This window comes from Microbacterium sp. Soil_C_42 (genome assembly GCF_057656735.1).
In genome coordinates, this window is the sequence record NZ_JBDGJU010000007.1 from 88401 (window position 1) to 110410 (window position 22010).

The following is a 22010-nucleotide window of genomic DNA, read 5'->3' on the forward strand; positions in this document are numbered from 1 at the left end:
GTCATTTCGCTCGTCATGACGCTTCCCGTCGTCCAGCGCGCTTGGCGAATTGGTCGAGCGCAGCGAGTACCTCGTCGCTGCGCCAGAACGGGCCGAGCTGGTGTTCGGCTTTCGACTTCAGGATGCCGGCATCCACGAGCGCGGTGAGTGGTGGGTAGACGTTCGGCTGCTGCACGCCGAGCTCCGCGGCCGCGGCGGCAGAAGAGAGCACGGGGCGTCGCAGGAGGATGTCGAGCAGCTTCCAGGCGTTGCTGGAGCGGCGGACGGTAAGGCGAGTGTCCCAGCTTGCGCGGATCTGGTCGAGCTCGGCCACGAGGGTGCGGGCGTTGGCTACGGCGCGCAATGCGGCATCCGCGAACGCCGTCACGATGGGCGAGACATCGCCCTCTCGATAGGCGGTGAGGGCACGGTGGTACCCCTCGACGTCGGCGAGCAGCCCGGCAGAGACGGGCACAGCCACATTGCGAGTGACTCCCCGGTATCTCAGCATCGCTTGGGCCAGTGCTCGCCCGGTACGACCATTGCCATCGGAGAACGGATGGATCGTCTCGAACTGCGCATGCGCGATCGCTGCCGACACGAGAGGAGCGACATCCGATCGGCGTGCGAATGCGGTGACATCCTCGATCAGCGCCTCGATGCGCGAGTGATTCGGCGCGACGAACTCGGCGCCGACGGGTGAGTCGCTGCGCGTGCCGATCCACACCGCCTCGTCGCGCCATGTCCCCGGTGTGTGGCGAGGCTGCTCGGCCATCAGGACCTCGTGCATGCGAGCGATCGCATCGGGCGTGAGGCTGTCTGCGAGTTCGATGGCTGCGGTCATCGCGCGCGTGTTGGCCGTGACGAGCTCCGCATTGCGACTCGTCTTCGCGCCGAGCTCGGCGCTGCAGATCGCTCGCGCGGATGCCGTGATGTTCTCGATCTGCGACGAGGATGCTGCCTCCGAGCGCAGAAGGATTGGAGCGAAAGACGCCACGCGCTCCCCGAGCTCGGCGTCGAGGCGGCTCAGCTCCCTCGACGCCACGTCGGCGGCGGATGCGGCCTCCGTCAAGGGGTCAGGAGTGAGTTCCGCGATCCGAGCAGGAAGCGCTGACCGGTACGTCGCTCCATAGGCATCGAGACCGGGACTCGCTGCCCACGCCGTGCTGGGTAGCCAGGTCTGGTCTTCCCACTCGATCGCCGGCCAGGTCGACGCCTGCCGAGGTGTGCTCATAATGTCGATGCCCAATCTTATGAGTAACTTGGTTAATCATAAGGCTGCGCGAGCGCCCTATGGGTAGCGGCAGCTCCGTGTGCCTAAATTCGCGCTACCTCGCCGCGAGCACGTCATCCGTCCGCGTGCAGGCGCGACTCTCCATCCACGCGACCACTTCGGACCGCTTGTAGAGGATCGTCTTCGCCGAGAGGCGGTAGAACTTTGGCCCGACACCGCGGTAGCGAAGCTGCGCGATGGCGGCTTTCGTCATGCACATGAGCGTCGCGGCCTGGGGGAGCGTGAGCCACTCATCGTCAGCATCCATCTCGACCTCCTTGCGTCACCATGTCATCGATACGCACAAGGTAATCCCATTGCGTACCCATGTCAATAGCGCGCAATGTATGCGAGGATGCACGCGTGCAGAATCTGGTGAAGTCGTCGGGCAAAGGCATCCTCGTTCCGCCCGGCATCCTGGTGCGGCCAACCATCGTCGCTGCGATTCCCACTCCGCTCGGCGGACTCGGACCGGACGACGACGAGGGCCTCGCTCGGGCAAACTTTCGCCTTGAATACTCGGAGCCGAAGGGGCGCTACGAGATCGCCGCCTTCGGCATCGACCGACGCGACACGCCGATTGAGATCACCGGTGCGTTCTGGCGCACTGTTCGAGTCCACTCGATCGTGCGTCCAGCGATCGAGTTGGCCCTCCCTTCGTGGACGTGGCCTATCTCGGCGCTGAGGACGCCGCGGGCGTCGGATGCTCCTACCGGCGTGACGCGACTCGAGGCTCAGTCGGAGGAAGGGCTGCTTCTCGCTGCAACGGCGTATCGGATTGCGGAGATTTCGAACGAGAATCCTGCGCTCGCTGTGGCGGAGTCTCTCGGCCTGAAACAACGGACTGCAACCAACTGGATTCAGCGGGCCCGCGCTGCGGGCTACATGACAACCTCCGGCAACGAGAGCGCCGTCCGGCGCATCGCCGAAGAGATCAAGAGGGCGAACCCGAACACGCTCCCCTCAGAGGAGGAGCTCGTGCGGCGCATCGTGTGGAGTGCCGAGCAATTCGAGTTCGAACGCACAGGAGTATTCCGTGGGGACGATTGAGGCGTACGAGACTGCGCGCGGCAAGCGGTACCGCGTCCGCTACCGCACGCCAGATCACCGGCAGACGGACAAGCGGGGGTTCCGTACGAAACGGGATGCCGATCTCTTCCTCGCGACCGTCGAGGTGTCGAAGGCCACGGGGGAGTACATCGAGCCGGCGCGAGCGCGCACGACCGTCTCGGAGCTCGGACCCGGATGGCTCGAGGCCAAGAGGTCTCGCCTGAAGCCATCGAGCTATCGCGCGCTCGAGGATGCGTGGCGTGTCTACGTCGTGCCGCGGTGGGGCGCCACGCCCGTCTCGGCAATCACACACAGCGACGTGCGTACCTGGGTATCGCAGCTCGCGGCCGGCACGGCGAGAACCGACCGGCGTGACAGCATCCGCACCCGCGGGCAGGCTGCCCGCAAGAAGAGCGCCACGGTCGTGATCCGGGCGCATGGGGTGCTCGCCTCCGTTCTCGACATCGCGGTCAAGGACCGCCGCATCCCACACAACCCTGCGCGGGGCGTCGACAACCTGCCGCGCAAGCACCGCAAGGCTCATCAGTACCTCAGCCACGAAGAAGTCGAACGGCTCGCCGTCGCCGCGGGCGAGTACTCGACGCTCGTGTACCTCGCCGCGTACACGGGGCTCCGCTGGGGAGAACTGACCGCTCTGCGGGTGCGTGACGTGGATGCGCTGCGGCGGCGTCTCGCCGTGAACGAGAACGCAGTGCGTGTCGGCGCCGAGATCCATGTCGGCACGCCGAAGACCCACGAGGTGCGGTCGGTGCCGTACCCCGAGTTCCTCGAGCTGCCGATCGCGAAGCTGTGCGAGGGCAAGCCGCGGGATGGTCTGCTTTTCGGCGACGGTGTCGGCTACCTCGGCCGCCCGCGCTCATCAGGAGCGTCGCGATCATGGTTCATGACGGCACTGGATGCTGCGGGCCTCGAGCGGATGACCGTTCACGACCTGCGGCACACCGCCGCGTCGCTCGCGATCAGCTCGGGAGCGAACGTCAAGGCGGTGCAGCGGATGCTGGGCCACGCGTCGGCCGCGATGACGCTCGATGTCTACGCCGACCTGTTCGACGACGACCTCGATACGGTGTCGGCGTCGCTGAACGAGGCGCGGATCCAGGCGATTGCCTCTGGTCAGTAGCCTCCACGGTGATAGCCCGCGAGGTGAACGAGCTCAGGCGGATACGTGGTGCGGGTCGGGTGTTTCGGACGTCGTCAGCACTACCCGCAAGCCCAAGGCACGTGAGAGGCGATCAATCGTCGAGAGGGTGGGGTTTGCGACCCCGCGCTCGATCCTGCTGATCTCGCTCTGCTGTACACCTGACAGTTCGGCGAGTCGCGGCTGGGACAGGTTCAGCTCGTTGCGCCGCGCCGCAAGGTCCGCGCCCAAGGCGAGGTGGCTCTCACGCTCGTCGGAGAAGACCTGCTCGGCGACCTCGTACGCCGCCCGCTGGCTGGCGCTCCAACGAGACTTCCGCCTGTTGGCGTAGTCCTCGAACGAGGTGGTCATGTTGTTCTCCAGAGATGTGCCTCAGCGTGGGCCGTCACCCGATTATGGGTCATTGCACATAGAACCTCACAGAGGTCCTGACGCACCGCAGGCGAGTATCTTCATTCGCCCTCTCGAAAAGTGTGGGCAAAGTGTGGGCAAAACCGCGTCGGCCACAAACCCGAAGGGCCGCGATCCCTTGGAAACACTGGGATCGCGGCCCTTCCGAAGTGGACGCGACGGCGGGAGTCGAACCCGCAACGCACCCGGGTATGAACCGGTGCCCGGGACCGCCCGGATCGCCGCGATGACCCCACGGTAATCGCCGCGGGCACGGATCGCTCGTCGGTGTCAGAGCGTGTCCGGCGATGACGAGATGTGACACCACGCCACAAGTCGCAAGAATCCGTCCGCGCCTGCATCCGAACTCCTCCTCCTGCCGGAAGAACTCTTCAACATGCGGCGACCGGCCGCTCGGAGAAGGAGGAACACCGTGCGAAAGAAGGTTCTCGCGGCGATCGCCGTCGGCATCGCCGCCGCGCTCAGTGTGGGTATCCCCGCAAGCGCAGCCACGAACACCAACGCCGTGCTGTCTGTCCTGCACGGCATCCCTGACACGCCCGTCGACGTCTACGTCAACGGGGCGCTCACCCTCGACGACTTCCAGCCGGGTGACCTGGCAGGTCCGCTGGATCTGCCCGCCGGCGCCTACGAGGTCGCGCTCACGGCACCCGATGCGACGGACGCCAGCTCGCCCGTGCTCGGCCCCGTCACCCTCACGCTCGAATCCGGCAAGAACTACACGGCGGTCGCTCACCTCGACGAGTCCGGCTCGCCGACGGTGACTCCGTACGCCAACGACACGTCGCCCACCGCGGCGGGGGAGGGGCGCCTCACGGTCCGGCACGTCGCGGCCGCACCCGCGGTCGATGTGCTCGCCGGCGGCACTGCGGTGATCGAGGGGCTCGCAAACCCCGATGAGGCATCCCTCGACCTGCCGGCCGGAACGATCGAGGCCTCGGTGGCCGCGGCCGGCACCACCGATCCCGTGATCGGACCGGCGCCTGTCGACGTCCAGGAGGGCGTGCTCACGATCGCGTACGCGTGGGGCAGCCTCGAGGACGAGAACCTCGAGCTCGCGGTGCAGACGATCACGGGCCTGCACTCGGCACCGGACGGCGTGAACTCCGGCACGGGTGGCCAGCTCGCGCAGCGCGACATGTTCCAGCAGTGGATGTGGGCGATCGGCGGCATCGCGGTCGCCGCGGCGGTGGCGGCATCCGCTCTGGTCGTCGCGCGCAGCCGGGCGCAGCGCTGAAGGGTCACGACATGAGCAGGGCGATCGCAGGAGTCGGAGCATCTCTTGCGATCGCCCTCGCGCTGACGGCGTGCGGCTCGCCCCCAGGGGCCGCCCCGTCGGCGCCGGCACCTTCTGCGACTGCGACAGCGACGGCGACGGCGACGCCCGACCCGACGCCCGCCGTCGAGGTGCCGATCGCGGCGGCCACCCCGTCTCCGGCCCGGCGGCCCGTGCCGCCGGTGAGGGTGGTCGCCGCCTCGATCGACGTCGACGTGCCGGTGGTGCCGGTCGGCGTCGAGACCGGGGGCTTCATGGAGCTGCCGGCCGACCCCGCGATCGGCGGGTGGTACCGGTTCGGCGCGGACCCCGCGGCATCCGATGGCAATGTCGTGATCTCGGCCCACGTCGACTCGCCGCAATTCCCGATCGGGCCGTTCAGTCGGCTGCGCGACCTCCCCGTCGGGGACGTCGTGGACGTGACGGACGCCGCGGGCGATGTGCGCCGCTACGCCGTGAAGAGCGTCACCTTCTACCCGAAGGCGGAGCTGCCGGTCGACCAGCTGTTCGCACGCTCGGGCGCGCGCAGCCTCGTGCTGATCACGTGCGGCGGCGACTTCGACTCCCGCACGGGCCGTTACGCCGATAACGTGGTCGCGATCGCGACCCCGGTCACGTGAGCCGGCGATGGCGCCGGACGAGCAGAGGGGAACCACCGTGGACGACGAGGAAGAGCGCGAACTGTGCGGCCGTTTCGCCGCCGGTGACGAGCGCGCCCTCGAGCAGATCTACCGGCGATGGTCGCCGATCGTGTTCACCCTCGCGCTGCGGGTGCTCGGCGACAGGGGGGACGCGGAGGACGTGACGCAGAAGACCTTCGTCTCGGCGTGGACTTCGCGAGCGTCGTACGACCCGGCCAAAGGAAGGCTGTCGACGTGGCTCGTCACGATCACCCGCCGCCGCATCGCCGACACCCTCGATGCGCGCCGGCGCGTGCGCGAGCTGCAGGAGAAGCTGCAGCGCTTCGCCGTCACCGATGAGCCGCTGTCGTCCGAGATCGATCTCGGAGACCGGATGCTGCTGGCCGATGAGATCGACCGCCTCGAGCCCGACGCGCAGCGCGTGGTGCGGCTGGCGTTCTACGACGACCTCACCCACCAGCAGATCGCGATGCGCCTCGACATGCCGCTGGGTACCGTGAAGAGTCACATCCGCCGAAGTCTCACCCGCCTGCGTGACCGATTGGAGGTGTCTCATGTCGCACCTTGACCCCGAGCGTCTTGCGCTGGTCGCCGTCGGAGAAACGCTGACGGATGCCGAGCACGAACACCTCGCGACCTGCGACGTCTGCTCGATCGAGCTGGCAGAGCTCGAGCACACCGTGGCTGTCGGCCGGTCCACCGTGACCCTCGGCGAGCTCGAGACGCCGCCCGAGCGGGTGTGGGACCGCATCCTCGATGAGGTCCGGTCGCAGCAGCCGGCGGCAGCCGATTCGGGCATCGTCTCCTCGCCCGCTGCCCCGCCGACCTCGGCCTCTGCGCCGCCTGCCGCCCCGCCGACGGCGGCCTCTTCTCCTGCGAGCGCGTCGTCTGTCGCAGACGGACAGCCGAAGCGCCGCGGACGGCCAGGGGGACGGATGCTGTTCGCCCTGGCGGCGAGCGTCGCCGTCGTCCTGGCGATCGTGGGGGTGTGGAGCTTCGTCAGGGCGCCGCAGTCGGTCGAGATCGCGTCGGCGACCCTGGCCGCGTTCCCCGATCACCCCGGCGCCGCAGGCACCGCGCAGGTGATCGAGCTCTCCGACGGGGAGCGCACGCTGACCGTGAGCGTCGAGGACTTCGACGAGAGCGACGGTTTCCGCGAGGTGTGGCTGATCACCGCGGATGCCTCGGCTTTGGTGAGTCTCGGCGAGCTCGACGGGAAGGAGGGCACGTTCGTGGTTCCGGACGACGTCGACCTGCGCGACTACGTGCTCGTCGACGTCTCGCAGGAGCCGCTGGACGGAGATCCCACCCACTCCGGCGACTCGATCGTGCGCGGGGAGCTGGAGTTCAGCTGACGCCGAGGGCGTGCCGGCGTGGTGTGTCCTCGCTTCGAGCTCGGTCGTGTCCGAAGCGGACGCCGTGCCGCTGCATCCAACTCCCGAGGTTCGGGCGAATACCTCTATGGCACCGTCCGTTCGGACCGTGCCAGGACTCGCATCGAAGGAGATCGGAACCATGAAGAAGTCTCGCCTTGCCGTCGCGGCGGTCGCCGCCCTGGCACTCGTGTTCACCGCCGCGCCCGCCCAAGCCCACGGCGGCTCCGCCCCCGCCCCCGCCGGCACGATCGTGGACGTCGCCGTCGCCGCATCCGGCGGTGGCACCCCTGACAGCAATCACTCGGATTACGACATCCTCGTTCAGGCGGTGCTGGCCACCGGGCTGAACGGTGCGCTCGCCGACACGAGCCAGACCTACACGGTGTTCGCGCCGAACGACCGCGCGTTCCTGCGGCTGTTGACCGACCTCACGGGCACGGCGCCGGCCAGCGAGGCTGACGCGCTGGCCGCCATCACGTCGACGTTCAGCATCGAGCAGATCTCGAACATCCTGCTGTACCACGTGGTCGCAGGCGAGAAGCTCGGCCCGGTGAAAGTGCTCACGGCGCGGTCTCTGACCATGGCCAACGGCGGTGTCGTCAACCCCCGCGGAATCAACCTGCGTGACGAGACCCCTGCCCTCAGCGACCCGCGGCTGGTGTTCTGGGCGAGCAACATCCCCGCGACCAACGGCGTGATCCACACGATCGATCGCGTCCTCGTCCCGGCCTCCTGACGGCGGGTGGCGGGCCGTGGTGGACCTCGACCGACGCAGGGAGGCCACCACGGTCGCGCCGCCGAGATCGGCCGCGATGCGGCATCCCGTTCAGTGTCCGTCGTGGGTGATGACGGGGAGAACGGTGCCGTCCGCGTTCAGGAGCGCCGCGCCCTGGCAGGCGCCGAGAGCGGGCACCACCACGACGGTGACCAGTGCTGCCGCGGTGAACAGGCCCCACAGGCTCGACCGCGGGGACGGGTGCCGCGTGCCCCGCACAATCCCGCAGGCGGCGGCGACGCCGAGCGCGAGCAGGACCGCCACCGCGAGGATGCTCGCGCGCCCCGGCGCGGTCGCGAGCAGCGCGACGGCGACGCCCATGCCGACGAAGAGGCCGGAGGCGGCCACTCGCGGAAGCGGGGTGCGGTCGAGCCAGAGGCCCGCTGCACCCCATCCGAGTGCCCCCAGGCCCACGCCGACCGAGAGTGCTCCGAGAACCGGGGACAGCGCGTCGGCCTGCACCGCCACGATCGCCGCCGCGCCGAGCGCGACCGCGACGAGCCCGAACCCCCACGCGGCGACCGGCACCCACGACGGCGCGCGGCTGACGCGCTCCGTCGTGGGTTCCCTCGTCGCGGCGGTCATGCGGTCGCGACGCGCGATGTCCGCTCGGCAGCCAGGCCGACGCCGAGCAGCACGATGGCGCTCGCGAGGTGCAGGAAGTGGTCGGGCGCGTTGAGCGCGAGGATGTTCGCCGGCGTGCCGACGAGGAAGAAGCCGACGACTCCGAGCAGCAGGTACGCGGCGCCGACCGTGATGTTCACGATCTTGGCCGGGCGTGCCCCGGCGATGCCGGCGATCAGGAGCGCCGCTCCGATGAGCAGGTGGGCGACGTTGTGCAGCGGGTTGACCTCGAAGATGCCCAGGAGCAGCCCGCCCTCGGTCGCGATGAAGCTGACGGGACCGGTGACGAAGAACCCGAGAAGGCCGACGAGGAGGTAGACGGCGCCGAAGACCGTGGCGACGATGCGGTTCGGTGACGAGCCCATGAGAGTCCTCTCTTTCCCGCGGCGATCTGCCGCGCTGTGAAAGGTCTTCGGGGCGGGGACGGAATCGGATGGGATGCTGCGCCGCAGGGCAGCTCGTTGATCGGGGCGATTCGTCCCGATGCGCTCTCTCGACGGCCGATGGGGTGCCGACTGCATCCATGACCGCCCATCCGCCGGAATACATCCTCGAGGCTCGATGACGAGCCTCGAGCGAACGGCAGGAGGGGATCGCGATGCGAGCACCGACGGAGGCATTCACTTACCGCTACACCCACTACGGCGACGCTGACGTACTCAAGCGTCATCAGTACCCGATGCCGGCTCCCGGGCCGGGAGAGGTGCTGGTCGAGGTGATCTCGACGGCGATCAACCATATGGACGCCTTCCTGCGCAACGGCAGGGAGGACACCTGGCACGACGACCCGTGGCCGCGGTCCTCCGGCAGCGACTTCGCGGGGATCGTCCGTGGCTGCGGCCCGGGCGTGACCACGTACCGGGTCGGCGCCGACGTCGTCGGGCACACCCGCACCGGCGCTCACGCGAGCCACATCGTCGTGCCGGCAGACCAGCTCGTTGCCAAGCACGGCGCGATCGAGTGGGAGGTCGCCGGCGGTCTCTTCCTCGCGGGCGCCACCGCGTTGGAGACTCTCGACGACCTTCGGATCGGCCCCGCCGACACGGTGGTCATCTCCGCGGCGGCGGGGGGCGTCGGCAGCATCGAGGCGCAGATCGCGAAGCACCGCGGCGCCCGTGTGATCGGCACGTGCGGCGAGCGCAATTTCGACTACCTGCGGCAGCTGGGCATCACGCCTGTGAAGTACGGCGAGGGAATGGCCGAGCGGATCCGGCGTGCCGCGGGCGGACCGATCACGGCGTACATCGACAACTTCGGCAAGGACGGGCGGGAGGTCGCGGAGGCCCTCGATGTTCCTCCCGAGCGCTATCGCTCGAGCGCCGACAGGCGCCAGGTCGAGCTGCGGCTGCTCCGCGACGACGCCGAGTCCGTCTCGCATGCGACGCAGGTGCTGCAGCGCGTGGTGGACCTCGCCGGCGCAGGGGCGTTCCGCCTCCTCGTCTCGGGCCTGTACCCGATCGAGGACATCGTGGACGCCTTCGAAGACCTGGCCAAGCTCCACGCGCGCGGGAAGATCGTCCTGGCCACCCGTCCGGTCACGCGTGCGCGCACGCTGCGAGCCCGGGAGGTGTTCGAGCGGATGCCCTGACGCGGGCTCCTCATGGCGCCGACCGAGCGGGGGACTCAGACGATCTCAGGACCGCCTGAGTCCCCCGCGCGAGGGGTGGGATCAGCCCGCCATGACTCGGGCGTGAAGAGCCTGCACCGCGTAGCGCGCCGACCAGAATGCGCCGTGCTGCCAAGCGGAGATCTCCGACATCCAGTCACCCGCGAAGTACACGTTGCCGGCGCCGGTCTGGAGCTTCTTGAAGCCCGCTGAGCTCGTGTTGGGGAACGCCCACGCCCCCTCGATGTAGGGCACTCTGTGCCACGCGATCGAGAAGGACTGCTCGAGCTCGGTGCGGTACTTCTCGCCGTGGATCTTCACACCCTGCGCCACCGCACGGGCCTCGCGTTCGCGTGGGCTCAGCGTCGCGTAGGTGCGAGCGGCGTTGCCGGTGTTGTAGTAGCCGACGACGAGACCCTTCTTCTCGCCGTACCCGTACGACGGGTACCAGACGTGCTGCAGGTCCATGTCCGTCTCGGTGATCCCGCCGTAGATGCGGTGGTCGTTCTCCCACCACCGCGAGCGGTACTGCAGCCCGATCTTGCCCGCCGGCGACGCGGCCGAGAACTCACCGAGCGCAGAGTCGATCTCGGATCCCCAGTTCGATTTCCACTTCCGCATGAGGTGCGCCGGCGCGCTCACGATCGCGAAGTCCGCGTCGATGACACGCGCCGGTCCGTTCGGCGGCTGGTACGTCACGGACACCCCCGACGCCGTGTTCTCGATGCCGGTGACCGGGGACTGCAGGAGCACGTTCTGCTTGCCTATCGCCTTCACGAAGTAGTCGTAGATCGAGTCCATGCCCCCCTTCGGCTGGAACATCAGCATCGCCTGCTCCCAGTTGATCTCGAACGGGAAGTAGTTGCCCATCCTCGTGCCGAGAACCTCCGAGATCGTGCCAGGGCCGGGCAGGGGAGTCCCGTGCTCGTTCCAGGCGGACGGGTAGACGGAGTAGCCGCGGTTGGAACCGCCCTTGTAGGTGCCGTCAGCCTGGAGAGAGCCCCAGCGGCTGAGGAAGTCACGCAGCCGCTCCTTGTCGGTCGCCGTGATCTTCTGGTCGAGTGCACCCTGATCGGTGGCATGCCGGAGGAGCTCGGAGGTGTAGCCGAACCAGTCGGCCTTGGCGGTGCGGTAGCGGGTCGGATTTCCCGGAGTCGAGCCGGAGTTCTCGTTGTAGAGGTAGGCGTCGGCGTTCGCGTTGGTGAAGACCTCGAAGGGCACGCCGAGCTCGCGGATGTAATCCATGGTGACCATCCACTGCGCGATGCGTCCTGCGCCGGCATTCATGTAGATGCCGTTGTCCCAGTTCGCCGTCTGCGTGTTGCCGTCGAGGTCGGTCTCTTTGTCGCCCGGCCGTAGGGTGAGAGTCCGCCCACCCGCACGGTGGCGCGCCTCGAGAACCGTGACCTTGTAGCCCGCCTTGTGGAGTTCGTACGCGGACGCGAGCCCCGCCGGGCCCCCTCCCACGATGACGACCTTCTTCGAAGAGCGCCCCGTCAGGGAGAAATCGCTTCCGCTGGGCGGCGTCCACGCCATCTGGGCGGCCTGGGCCTCGGTCGGCGCGAGGCCGAGCGCTCCCATCGTCGCCAAGAGCACGCCGGCGCTGGAGCCTGCACCTACGGCGTGCAGAAAGCTGCGGCGGGAGACGCCGGCCGTTTTCAGAGTTTCCACGTATTGCCCTCTCGATCTCGCGCACCGCCCCGCGACGACAGCCGCCCTGCGAGGCATGATCAGCGCTTCATGTGCACCCGTGGGCAATATGTCACTCCGGTGAATCGCGGCCATTTCCTCGCGTTGCAGCGATGTAAACGCCGGTGGTTCGGGCATGTCACCACGCCGCCGGAATGTCTCAGGTCCTGTCACCTTGGGGACTTTCCGGTGACATCCATGGGAAACAAGTGAGTGCGAGGCTTCAGCGCCATGACGCAGGCGCCGGCACGGCTGGTTCCTTGCCTGGAATCCGAGGAGACGACCCCATGAAGACCCGCACCAAGCTCGTACTCGCCGTGGCCATCACCGCGGGAATCGCCGTCCCCGGCACTGCGGTGGCCGCCGAAGGGCTGTTCAGTCCGAAGCCGACGGAGGCCTTCACCTTCGTCACCGGTGACACTCCGTCGATCGCCGACGGCGTGGCGATCGGCAAGAATGTCGCGTGGTACAAGTCCTCGGGCCTCGGGCCCTCCGCTCTCAACACCGCTTCCGGCGTATCGGCCGAGGCCCGTTACATCCCCGGTGACGTGTTCCCCGGCGGTGTGCTGCCCGCGGGCGTCACGATCACCGAGGCGCAGTCGATCAACGTCCTGATGAGGATCGGCGAGAACCTGAAGAAGGCGGGCCTGTCGTATGAGGACGTGACCTCGATGCGCGTGTTCCTTCAGAACCCCGCCGGCGAGCAGGCGGCGGACTTCGCCGGGTGGAACCGCGGCTACCGTCAGTTCTTCGCGAACACGAACCTGGCCACCGGGGAGCCGCTGCAGGTTCAGCTGGGCACCACGGTCGGTGCGCCGAAGGTCGTGAACCCCGCGCGTCCGTCCCGGTTCACGATCGAGGTCGAGAACCTGCCCGTGAACGGATGGCTGGTCGAGGTGGAGGTCGACGCCGTCTATTCCGAGTGAACCCACGGCGCGCTGTGCCGGCTGCGGCCGGTGTGATCGCGTGAGCTGAACGGCACGCGAGGGGCCCTTCGTCTCGTTCATCGCTCACTCGGTGACCGGCTGCCGGGGGCGGGCTGTCCGCCGCCCCCGGCATGCTGGCCCGGGCACGCAGGGAGGAACGGATGCTGCGGGCCGAGGTTGCTCGTCGGTGCGGGGCGTTTCGACTCGCTTCGCTCGCTCAACGACCGGGAGGCGGGGAGTGGCAGGCTGGGGCTATGCGAGAAGGAGATGCGATGAAGCAGCGCACGCTGGCAGGGCGGCAGGTTTCGGCGATCGGGCTCGGGGCCATGCCGCTGTCCATGAACAACGACAAGGTGTACCCGTCGTTCGACGACGCGGTCGCCACCGTGCACGCGGCGCTGGACGCCGGCGTCACGCTCATCGACACCGCCGACATCTACGCGCCGGACGGCGAGGAGATGGGGCACAACGAGCGCATCGTCGCCGAAGCGCTGCGCACGTGGGACGGCGATGCGTCGAGCATCTTCGTGGCGACCAAGGGTGGGATCACGCTCGGCGCGGACGGCTCGAAGGGACGCGACGGGTCAGAGGCGTACCTGCGGTCGGCGGCCGAGAAGTCGCTCGACATCCTCGGCGTCGAGCAGATCGAGCTGTACCAGTACCACCGCCCTGACCGCTGGCTCGTCTACGGCGACATCATCGCCGGGTTGAAGGCCATGCAGGACGACGGCCTCATCCGCGCGGTCGGCATCTCGAACGCGAGCGTCGAAGAGATCCAGATCGCCATCGACGTGCTCGGCGAGGGCAACCTCGCGAGCGTGCAGAACGAGTTCTCGCCGAAGCATCCGGGAAGCATCGACGAGCTGCGCTTCTGCGAGAAGCACGGCATCGCGTTCCTGCCGTGGAGCCCGCTGGGCGGCACGGGCGGGGGAGCGCGCCGGGTCGGCGACCGGTTCTCGGCGTTCCGCGAGGTCGGCGAGGATCATGGCGTGAGCCCGCAGCAGGCGGTGCTCGCGTGGGAACTGGCGCTGGGCTCGCACGTCATACCGATTCCGGGAGCTCGCCGCGCCGCATCCATCACCGACTCGGCGCAGGCGGCGAACCTCGAGCTCAGCGCGGACGAGGTCACGCGGCTGTCGGAGTCGGTGGGGATCTTCGAGGACTGACTCACCCGGCGGGAGAGGCGGCCAGAGCGGCGAAGGCCAGGGTCGGCCCAGGGCGCTCGTGCTGCGCGGCTGCCTCTGTGCGGAGCGCCTCGCGGCCCGGCCATGTGGGATCAGCGAGAGCAGCGATCGCCTCGCTGAGCTCGTGATCGGTCGCGGTGTTCGGCGCAAGGGCCAAGCCGGTGCCGGAGCGCTCGACCGCGGCGGCGCCGGCGAACTGGTCCGTCGAGAACGGAAGCACGAGAACGGGCACACCCTGCCCGACCGACTCGGTCACGGAGTTGTTGCCGCCGTGGGTGACCGCGGCGGCCGCGCGGCCGAGCAGGCGCACCTGCGGCACGTATTCGCGCACCAGCCAGCCTTCCGGAACCGGCCCGAGAGCGCTCGCCGGAGTCGAGCCGATCGCGATCGCCGCGCGCAGCCCCGTCCGCGCGATCGCCGCCGCCACGCGCGCCAGCACATCGCCCCGCACCGACAGGAAGCTGCCGAAACTGACGTAGACGAACGGCGTGACGTCGCGAAGGAACTCGTCGATCTCGGGATCGTCGCGCTCGTCGCGGCGCGTCGAGCCGAGGAAGACGTGGGGCGGCAGCATCCGTCCGTCGTCCGCCAGAAGGCCGGGGTAGTTGTACAGCACGACGTCGCCGTGGAGGGCGAACGCATCGGCGACCTCGGCGGCTTGCGGATCGAGCGACCGAGCCGCGGTGTTCCACTGATGCGCGAAGCGGTCGGACACTTCGACGCAGAGTCGGCGCAGCTGCGCGAGCTCGGCGGGGCCGGGGTCGAACGCGCGTGGCCAGGCCGGCGGAAAGCCGTAGACCTCGCCTTTCACGGGCAGCGCGGACGGATGGCCGAGCACCACATCCGCGTAGTCGATGCCGGCGGTGTGCAGCGCGAGGCGGGCGCTGAAAGCGAGGTGGTCGACGAGGATGGCATCCGGGCGCACCCGATCGACGACCTCGAGCGTCGCTCGCGCCCGCTCTTCGGCCTGCCACATCAGGTCGGTCAGGCGCTCGCGGGCCTGGTACATCAGGGTGGGAATCATCCCGCGGCGGGTGGCGTCGAAGAAGCGCTCCAGAGATGCCGCCTCCGCCGTCTGCTGCTCTCGCGTGCGCATCACCCCCGCGTTCGCCCCTCTGCTCAGGGGCAGGTCGACGCGCTCGAGGCCGAAGTCGGCGACGATCGGCGCCGTCGCCGAACCGGTGGCGACGACGACGCGCTCCCCGGCATCGCGCCACGCGGTGGCGAGCGTCGCGAGCGGCAGCAGGTGCGAGGCGTAGTCGGGACTGATGACCAGGAGCGTCATGCGGGCTGCCTCGTCGCCTGCGCGAACTCGGCCTCCTGCGCGACGACCGAGGCGTAGATCGGGCCGAGGGTGGCAGCCATCGCCTGGATCGTGAACTTCGATGCGACGACCTCGCGTGCTCGCACCGCGCGGTCCTCGTCGGCGTCGGCTGCTCGGTCGAGGGCCGACGCGATGGCGTGGGCGAGACGGTCGGCGTCCCACGTCGCCGTGAGGAATCCGGTGTCGCCGTGGTCCACGTAGGTCGCCGGCCCGCCGCCGTCGGGTGCGACCACCACGAGACCTGTGGCCATCGCCTCGAGCACCGCGAGGCCGAACTCCTCCTTCAAGCTGGCGCACACGTACACGCCGCCGACGGCCGCGAGCCGCGGCATCCCGAATCTCGCCGCCGCCATCCAGCGTGCGGCGACGTCGTTGGGGCGATGACCGGGAAGAATCAGCCCGCGGCGCGCGCGTTCGTGCGGGGGTACCGCGGCGGCTATGCGATCCAGCTCGCCCTGCTCATCCCGCGACGGATTCTCGAGGTCGCCTCCGATGATCAGCAGGTTCGCGCGGTCGGCGAGGGGCGATCCGGCCCACGTCTCGACGAGGGAGGCCATGCCCTTCACTCGGTGCAGTCGCCCTGCCGAGACGAGCAGTGGCAGCCCCCGGCGATCGGCGTCGAGGGAGCCGAGCAGCGCCTCGAGTTCGGCGAACGCATCGTGTGCCGGCGTCGCATCCGCGCCGGTCGCTGCCCGCGCCTGGGCGACCGCCCTGTCGGTGACCGCGAGATCGACCCCCTCCGCGACGACGGTGTGCCGCTCGCTGCGCGACGTCATGTCGATTCCCACGAGTTCCCGCATCTCGTCGACGAGGTTCGGGCGCGGAAAGAACACGGTGTGAGACGCCGATGCGGCGAGCTCCTTGACCAGTCGGACCCGGAACCAGAAGTGCTCGCGAAGGTCGGCCTCACCGAACCTCGCCCGCGTGAGGGCGCCGGATTCCTGCAGCGAGTGGATCACGCTGTGCGGATCCGGCGCGACGGTGAAGATCGTCGGGATGCCGAGCTCCCGGGCGACGTCCGCGGCCGCCAGGCTTCCCACGTCGGCCATGCGCAGGTGCAGGACGTCGACGTCGCCCGCGGCGCGGAGGATGCGACGAATGCCGCGCCGCGCAGCGACCCGGTACGGCCACGCGGCCGCGGACGCCGCCGGCGTATCGGGGAGAGGGATGTGCCCGTAGAGGTGGCCGGTCCCCGTGCCGGCGAGCTGGAGCAGATCGACGGTGCTCTGCCCGGGCCGGCCGCGAGACAGAGTGAGGACACGCGTGACCGGGCTGTCGTCGGTCGCGATCAGCGCATCGCCGAGGCGCACCAGCAGAGTCGCGATTCCGCCGTTGTCACCTGCTCCGGCTGCCGAGAGCGCGGGGTCGATGTCGGCATGCAGGAAGAGCTGCGCGACCGTGAGCGCTCGCGGCGTCCGGTCCGGGAGCGAACGGCGGAATGCGGGCGGAGCGGTGCTCGCGCCGGGGAGGGGGTCGAGATCGATCAGCGCGAGGCGAGCGATCGGAGCGAGAGGACCGCCGGTTGCCAGGAGTGCACCGAGCTCCTCCTCGAGGCCCGCGGTGTCGCGGCGCTGCCCGAGTGCGGCGATCGCGGTCGCGCGCACAGCATCGTGCTCGGCGGGGTCCGACGCAACTTCGCGCAGCAGGCGTGCAGCGACCGGTTGTGTCACGAGCCCGAGGGTTTCGACGAGCGCTGCTCGGGGCGCGGCATCCGTGAATCCCAGCAGTGCTGCCTCGATGCCGATCGCGATCGTGTCGCTCGCGTGGCCTGACCACCTCTCGATGGTGTGCTGAGCCAGCATGCCTGTGAACCCGCCGGCGGCGACCAGCGCGAGCAGGCGTCCCACGGCTTCCGGGCGGGGCAGACTCTGGCCGAGCGCCCAGGCGGCATGCTCCCGGATGAACGGCCGCTCGTCCGACAGCAGGCCGGCGAGCTGCCGCTGCGCTTCGTCGTCGTGCATCTCCGCCAGCGCGTGCACCGCCGCGATGGCGGAGATGTCGTCGGTGCCGGCGAGCGCCGTCGACAGCACCCGCAGAGTTCGTACGCTGGGGTCGCGGCCGGCTTCGAAGGCGAGATCGTCGGCGGCGAGCAGCGCCTTGACGATCGTCGGGGCGTCGAGAACGTCGTCCATCGCGGTCTGCACGCCCACGTTCCACCTCACTCACCGCACGGGGCGCCCGTGCTGTCGAAAGGCTATGCCTCCACGAGGACGCGCACGGGTGCTTGACAAGATGGACGGGCCGGTGCAGGGAACCCGGCGACCGGCGCCACCTCATCGGCCGGCGGCGATCTCCTGCGTGCCGATCACGGAGAGCAGCTGCAGGCGCTCGGAGCTCGGGGTGCCGGGCGTCGCGGTGAGCACGAGGAGGGTCTGCCCCTGCTCCGGGTCGATGAGGAACTGGCACTGCATGTCCATCACACCGACCTCGGGGTGCTGCAGCCGCTTCTCGCGCGCGTGGGTCGAGCGCACCTCGTGCTCTGCCCAGAGCGCGGCGAACTCGGGGCTCTCCTGCAGCAGCGACGACACCATCCCGCCGGCGCGGGAGTCGGCGCCGAACTTCGCGTAGGCGGTGCGGATCTCTGCGGCGAACGCGCGCGAATGCATCGGGTGGTCCTCGGCCGGGTACACGGTGCGCGCCGACGGATCGGTGAACCAGCGGTAGCCGACGCTGCGCGCGAACCCCTCGAAGCGCGTCTCGTCGCCGAACAGCGCGCGGGCGGCCGGGGTCTGCGCGAGCGTCTCGCCGAGCTCGGTCATCACCTGCGCGGGAGTGTCGGCGAGGCGGTCGAGGATGCGCATGAGGCCGGGCGAGACGTGCTCGCTGCGCAGTGCCCGCGCCGGTGCCGTGTGACCGGCGAGCCGGAACAGGTGGTCCCGCTCGTCGAGCGTGAGCCGCAGCCCGCGGGCGATCGCGGCGAGCATCTGCTCCGACGGCTGCGGGCCGCGGGCCTGTTCGAGCCGGCTGTAGTAGTCGGTCGACATGTCGCAGAGCACCGCGACCTCCTCGCGCCGAAGCCCTGTCGTGCGGCGCCGAGACCCGCGGCGCAGTCCGACGTCCTCGGGCTGCAGCGCCTCGCGGCGGCGACGCAGGAAGTCGGCCAGCTGTGCTCTGTCCATCACCTGAGTCTGCGGCATCCGTCACTCCTCATCCAGGGCGTTCGGTCTCGCTTCGCCCGGTCACCGACCGGGGGTCGCCACCCGCACGCCGGTGAGCTGCTCGGAGAGCTCCCACACGCGCCGGGCGTCGGCCTCGCTGCGCAGGCGCGAGTACAGCGGCTGCTCCGCGGGCAGCCCGCGCAGATGGCGGAACCCCTTCGGCCCGTAGAGGTGGCCGCCGCGGGCGGCGGGGCTCGTGGCCGCGTACACCGCCGACAGCGCCGCCGACGCGGGCGTGCCGAACAGGAGGCCGCGGCGTGACATCGCCCGGATGAACTTCACCGCGGTCGTATCGGTGGACCGCCCCATGCCCGGCTGCGCGGCGAGCAGATTCGTCGGCGTGATGCCGGGATGCGAGAGGGTGCTGCGGATGCCCCAGCCCGCAGCATCCGATCTCCGCTGCAGCTGCATCGCGAACAGGCCGAGCGCGATCTTCGACGAGCTGTACGCCTTCATCGGGTCGTAGCCGTGCTCCCAGTTCGGGTCGTCCCCGTTCACGGCGCCCTGATCGGCGGCGATGCTCACCTGGCTGGTGACGTGCGCCTTCGCCTCGACGAGCAGCGGAAGCAGCTCGGCGACGAGCGCGAAGTGGCCGAGATGGTTCGTCGCGAGCTGCAGCTCGAACCCGTCGACGGTGACCTGGCGGGTCGGCGGGGTCATCACGCCGGCGTTCGCGATGAGCAGGTCGATCGGGCGGCCTTCGTCGTTCAGCTGCGCGGCGAGAGTTCCGACGGAGTCGAGCGAGGCGAGGTCGAGGGGGAGCACACGGATGCTGCCGGCTCCGGTCTGACGGCGGATGCGGGTTGCTGCGGCCTGACCCTTCTGAAGATTGCGGACGGGCATGAGGACGTCGGCACCGGCGCGCGCGAGGCGCGCGGCGATCTCGAGTCCGACGCCGTCGCTCGCGCCGGTGACGAGGGCGAGCTTGCCGGTGAGGTCGGGAACGGGGATGTCGAGAGGCTTGGGCATGAGGGGCTCCTGTGTGGGTGGTGCTTCTCATGCTGGACGCGGGGGCGGCGCGGATTCAGGGCGCGGTCATCCAGGGATCGGGGGTCCGTGGATATCGCCCGCAGTTCGTCACGCGTCGGCGCGCGAGATGTCGGCGAGCCAGGCGCGCAGGTGCTCGACGACGAACGCGTGGTCGTCGGCCTGCGGGAGGCCCGAGACGCCGACGGTGCCGACGACGCCGACGCCATCGATCGAGATCGGGAACACCCCGCCATGCGCCGCGTACCGGGTGGTGTCGAGGCGGCCGTCGGTGTCGAAGTCCCCGCCGGCGGCGCGGAAGGCGAGGCCCACTCCGTACGAGGAACGGCCGTAGCGGCGGGCGACGCGCGTCTTGCGCTCCAGCCAGCCGTCGTTGTCGGCGCTCGATCCCGGCAGCGCGGCGTGGAACACCCGCGCCTCGCCGAGCGAGATGCCGATCACGATCGGCAGGCCGAGGGCCGCCGCCTCCTCGCGCATGCGGGAGCCGAGGGCCCAGGCATCCGTCACATCGAAGCGCGGGAGGATCACCTCGGCTTCGTCGGCTTCGACGCGGGCGAGCAGGGCGGCGATGTCGTCGGTCATGGGACGAACGTACCCGCTGGGCGGGGCGGTGGCGGCTCAGCGTCGTGGGGCCGCGGCGCCGATTCCTCCCCAGGCCGTCGCGCGCCGGGTCTCTTCGAGGTTATCCAGAGTGGGAAGCACGTCAGTGGTCGCCGGAATGGCGTGACAGGCGGGTCTCCTCGAGGTCGAGCATGGCCTGCGCCTCGGCGAGCACGCGTGAGGAGTAGACGCCTTGGGCACGCAGCTCCAGCAGGCGCTCGCGCTCCGCATCGACGACGGCGAGGCGCAGCTCGCGGTACCGCTGATGCGGCATCTCGCCGGGTTTGCGCACCACGCGTGCGCGCTCCCAGGCGGCCTCGGTGCTGAGGAAGGAGGCCCGCCTCACGCGTTCGATGACATCGGGGTCTATCGGGGCGGTGGTGGCAGCATCCGTCTCGATCTCGTTCAGTGTCTCGAGGCCGACGTTGCTGATGTCTTCGAGGAGCGACGCGAGCTCCCTGCGGTCCTCTTGAGCATCGATGCCCTGCACGTTGAGCAATCGGATGAGCCACGGCAGCGTGCCGCCCTGCACGACGATGCTCACCACCGCGACGGTGAACGCGATGAGGATCAGCTGCGACCGGTACGGGGTGTTCTCGGGCAGCGACTGCGCGGCGGCGAGCGTCACCACGCCGCGCATGCCCGACCAGCCCAGCACGATCCCGCCGCGCCAGTCGATGTGCTCCTGGCGCTGCTGCTCGAGGTCGGCACGCCGGCGCTCGTAGTCGCGCTCGAGGCGATCCCGGGTGCGGGCCTGCCGCGCCGTGCTGACCGGGTGACTCCGGTAGTAGTACAGGGCGAGAAGCGCGTGGTACGTCCGCTTCTCGGTACGCTCCTCGCGCTTGCCGAGCGCGTAGACCATCGGTCCGATCCAGAGGAACCGGATCACGATGAGGGCCGCGGTCGCGAGCAGGCCGATGAGGATCGCGTCGCCGGCGCTGAGAACCGTCGGGTCGACGTGATCCACCAGCGTGCGGATCTCGAGGCCGATGAGCAGGAACACGCCGTTCTCGAGGAGGAACTGGATCGTGCGCCAGTTGATGCGGTCGCTGATCCTCGCCTGCGCGCTGAACTTGGTGGGGGCCGCGTGGCCGGTGTAGAGGCCGGCGACGACGACCGCCATCACGCCGGACGCGCCGAGCGCCTCCGCCGGGGCGAAAGCGACGAACGGGACCGCGATCGACAGCGCCGTGTCGAGTACGGGATCGCTGAGCTTGGAGCGCACGAACACGGTGACGTATCCGGCGACGAGGCCGATCACGACCGCGACGACGACGGCGTAGACGAAATCGACGACTCCCGCCCACGGCGTCGTGAGACCGCCCACCGCCGCGGCCGCGACAGCCGAGCGCAGCAGCACCAGCGCCGTCGCGTCGTTGAGGAGGCCCTCGCCCTCGAGCACGGTGAGCAGCCGCGGCGGAAGGCCGAGGCGCCGGCCGATCGAGGTCGCCGCCACTGCGTCGGGCGGGCTGATGACCGCTCCGAGTGCGATGGCGGCCGCGAGGTTGAGGTCCGGCAGCAGCGAGAACAGCAGGAAGCCCGCGGCGAACGCGGTCACGATCACCAGCACGACGGACAGGCTCGCGATCGACCCCACGTTCCGGCGGAAGTCGGTGATCGGCACACTGATCGCGGCAGCGTACAGGATCGGCGGCAGAACCCCGTCGAGGATGATCTCGTGCGGCACCTCGATGTCGGGCACGCCCGGCAGATACGACAGCCCCACCCCCACGACCACGAGGATGATCGGCGCCGCCACCCCGAGCTTCTGGGAGAACGCGGCGACCGCCACGATGACCGCCACGGCGATGACCGCGTAGATCCCCAGCTCCATGGGCTCAGCCTATTGAGCGACTGTCCGGTTCGAGGGGTCGTGTGCCGATGGGTGAGCGAGGGGACGGATGCTGCGCTTGTGGGTGGTGCGCCGCGCTCCGACGTTTCGACTCTCAAGCTCGCTCGACGAGCGAAACCT

General features: G+C 69.6%; 22 protein-coding genes and 1 tRNA gene. 10 read left to right on the forward strand and 13 right to left on the reverse strand.

Annotation, left to right across the window (positions count from 1 at the left end; all coding sequences use genetic code 11):
* Positions 1-13: 13 nt before the first annotated feature.
* Entirely contained in the window at positions 14-1213 is a 1200-nt protein-coding gene (locus tag AC3A46_RS06785) for a Fic family protein (protein ID WP_487664440.1), read from the reverse strand.
* A gap of 94 nt (positions 1214-1307) precedes the next feature.
* Positions 1308-1520 carry a helix-turn-helix transcriptional regulator gene (locus AC3A46_RS06790; RefSeq protein ID WP_487664441.1) on the reverse strand — a complete coding sequence of 71 codons (213 nt, stop codon included), beginning with the start codon at positions 1518-1520 and terminating at the stop codon, positions 1308-1310.
* A gap of 95 nt (positions 1521-1615) precedes the next feature.
* Here AC3A46_RS06790 and AC3A46_RS06795 point away from each other — a divergent pair, with 95 nt between their 5' ends.
* Together AC3A46_RS06795 and AC3A46_RS06800 are read left to right on the forward strand one after the other, a co-directional pair.
* Positions 1616-2302, forward strand: coding sequence for a hypothetical protein (locus AC3A46_RS06795; RefSeq protein ID WP_487664442.1), 687 nt, complete (start codon positions 1616-1618; stop codon positions 2300-2302).
* Positions 2289-3443, forward strand: a complete 1155-nt coding sequence (locus AC3A46_RS06800) for a tyrosine-type recombinase/integrase (protein ID WP_487664443.1) — start codon at positions 2289-2291, stop codon at positions 3441-3443. The genes AC3A46_RS06795 and AC3A46_RS06800 overlap by 14 nt, the downstream gene beginning before the upstream one ends.
* Positions 3444-3476: 33 nt before the next feature.
* Here the strand turns inward: AC3A46_RS06800 and AC3A46_RS06805 are convergent, their stop codons facing one another.
* Both AC3A46_RS06805 and AC3A46_RS06810 read right to left on the reverse strand, forming a co-directional pair.
* Positions 3477-3812: a helix-turn-helix domain-containing protein gene (locus AC3A46_RS06805; protein ID WP_487664444.1), complete on the reverse strand. Its 336-nt coding sequence runs from the start codon at positions 3810-3812 to the stop codon at positions 3477-3479.
* 210 nt (positions 3813-4022) lie between these two features.
* Positions 4023-4098: transfer RNA gene (locus AC3A46_RS06810), tRNA-Met, on the reverse strand.
* A 186-nt stretch (positions 4099-4284) separates the two neighbouring features.
* On the opposite strand from AC3A46_RS06810, the gene AC3A46_RS06815 reads away from it, so the two are divergent.
* From AC3A46_RS06815 to AC3A46_RS06835, 5 genes are all read left to right on the forward strand, one after another.
* Positions 4285-5109 carry a DUF4397 domain-containing protein gene (locus AC3A46_RS06815; protein ID WP_487664445.1) on the forward strand — a complete coding sequence of 275 codons (825 nt, stop codon included), beginning with the start codon at positions 4285-4287 and terminating at the stop codon, positions 5107-5109.
* Positions 5110-5120: 11 nt separating this feature from the next.
* Positions 5121-5768: a class F sortase gene (locus AC3A46_RS06820; RefSeq protein ID WP_487664446.1), complete on the forward strand. Its 648-nt coding sequence runs from the start codon at positions 5121-5123 to the stop codon at positions 5766-5768.
* A gap of 37 nt (positions 5769-5805) precedes the next feature.
* A complete protein-coding gene (locus AC3A46_RS06825; RefSeq protein ID WP_487664447.1) occupies positions 5806-6357 on the forward strand; it encodes an RNA polymerase sigma factor in 552 nt (183 codons plus the stop codon).
* Positions 6344-7144, forward strand: a complete 801-nt coding sequence (locus AC3A46_RS06830; protein WP_487664448.1) for an anti-sigma factor — start codon at positions 6344-6346, stop codon at positions 7142-7144. The genes AC3A46_RS06825 and AC3A46_RS06830 overlap by 14 nt, the downstream gene beginning before the upstream one ends.
* Positions 7145-7304: 160 nt before the next feature.
* Positions 7305-7901 (forward strand): fasciclin domain-containing protein, encoded by a 597-nt coding sequence (locus AC3A46_RS06835; RefSeq protein ID WP_487664449.1) that lies wholly within the window; start codon positions 7305-7307, stop codon positions 7899-7901.
* A gap of 90 nt (positions 7902-7991) precedes the next feature.
* On the opposite strand, the gene AC3A46_RS06840 is transcribed toward AC3A46_RS06835, so the two are convergent.
* Positions 7992-8525 carry a hypothetical protein gene (locus AC3A46_RS06840; protein ID WP_487664450.1) on the reverse strand — a complete coding sequence of 178 codons (534 nt, stop codon included), beginning with the start codon at positions 8523-8525 and terminating at the stop codon, positions 7992-7994.
* On the reverse strand, positions 8522-8929 hold the full coding sequence (locus AC3A46_RS06845; RefSeq protein WP_487664451.1) for a DUF4383 domain-containing protein: 408 nt from the start codon (positions 8927-8929) through the stop codon (positions 8522-8524). Before AC3A46_RS06845 ends, AC3A46_RS06840 begins: the two co-directional genes overlap by 4 nt.
* Before the next feature lie 233 nt (positions 8930-9162).
* Here AC3A46_RS06845 and AC3A46_RS06850 point away from each other — a divergent pair, with 233 nt between their 5' ends.
* Complete coding sequence (locus AC3A46_RS06850) at positions 9163-10152, forward strand: NADP-dependent oxidoreductase (RefSeq protein ID WP_487664452.1); 990 nt, start codon at positions 9163-9165, stop codon at positions 10150-10152.
* A gap of 81 nt (positions 10153-10233) precedes the next feature.
* Here AC3A46_RS06850 and AC3A46_RS06855 read toward each other — a convergent pair whose 3' ends face one another.
* Complete coding sequence (locus tag AC3A46_RS06855; protein ID WP_487664453.1) at positions 10234-11841, reverse strand: flavin monoamine oxidase family protein; 1608 nt, start codon at positions 11839-11841, stop codon at positions 10234-10236.
* A gap of 305 nt (positions 11842-12146) precedes the next feature.
* Between AC3A46_RS06855 and AC3A46_RS06860 the strand changes: the two genes are divergently transcribed.
* Positions 12147-12785: a Rid family hydrolase gene (locus AC3A46_RS06860; RefSeq protein ID WP_487664454.1), complete on the forward strand. Its 639-nt coding sequence runs from the start codon at positions 12147-12149 to the stop codon at positions 12783-12785.
* Between the two features lie 272 nt (positions 12786-13057).
* Positions 13058-13951 (forward strand): aldo/keto reductase, encoded by an 894-nt coding sequence (locus tag AC3A46_RS06865; RefSeq protein ID WP_487664455.1) that lies wholly within the window; start codon positions 13058-13060, stop codon positions 13949-13951.
* Position 13952: 1 nt separating this feature from the next.
* Here AC3A46_RS06865 and AC3A46_RS06870 read toward each other — a convergent pair whose 3' ends face one another.
* From AC3A46_RS06870 to AC3A46_RS06895, 6 genes are all read right to left on the reverse strand, one after another.
* Positions 13953-15254, reverse strand: a complete 1302-nt coding sequence (locus AC3A46_RS06870) for a glycosyltransferase (protein ID WP_487664456.1) — start codon at positions 15252-15254, stop codon at positions 13953-13955.
* Positions 15251-17443 (reverse strand): glycosyltransferase, encoded by a 2193-nt coding sequence (locus AC3A46_RS06875; RefSeq protein ID WP_487664457.1) that lies wholly within the window; start codon positions 17441-17443, stop codon positions 15251-15253. Before AC3A46_RS06875 ends, AC3A46_RS06870 begins: the two co-directional genes overlap by 4 nt.
* 123 nt (positions 17444-17566) lie before the next feature.
* A complete protein-coding gene (locus AC3A46_RS06880; RefSeq protein ID WP_487664458.1) occupies positions 17567-18430 on the reverse strand; it encodes a helix-turn-helix transcriptional regulator in 864 nt (287 codons plus the stop codon).
* A 42-nt stretch (positions 18431-18472) separates the two neighbouring features.
* A complete protein-coding gene (locus AC3A46_RS06885; protein ID WP_487664459.1) occupies positions 18473-19420 on the reverse strand; it encodes an SDR family oxidoreductase in 948 nt (315 codons plus the stop codon).
* Between the two features lie 108 nt (positions 19421-19528).
* The gene (locus AC3A46_RS06890; RefSeq protein WP_487664460.1) at positions 19529-20020 is read right to left on the reverse strand and encodes a heme-degrading domain-containing protein; all 492 of its coding nucleotides are present in this window, start codon (positions 20018-20020) and stop codon (positions 19529-19531) included.
* A 121-nt stretch (positions 20021-20141) separates the two neighbouring features.
* Positions 20142-21872, reverse strand: a complete 1731-nt coding sequence (locus AC3A46_RS06895) for a cation:proton antiporter (protein WP_487664461.1) — start codon at positions 21870-21872, stop codon at positions 20142-20144.
* Between the last annotated feature and the right edge of the window lie 138 nt (positions 21873-22010).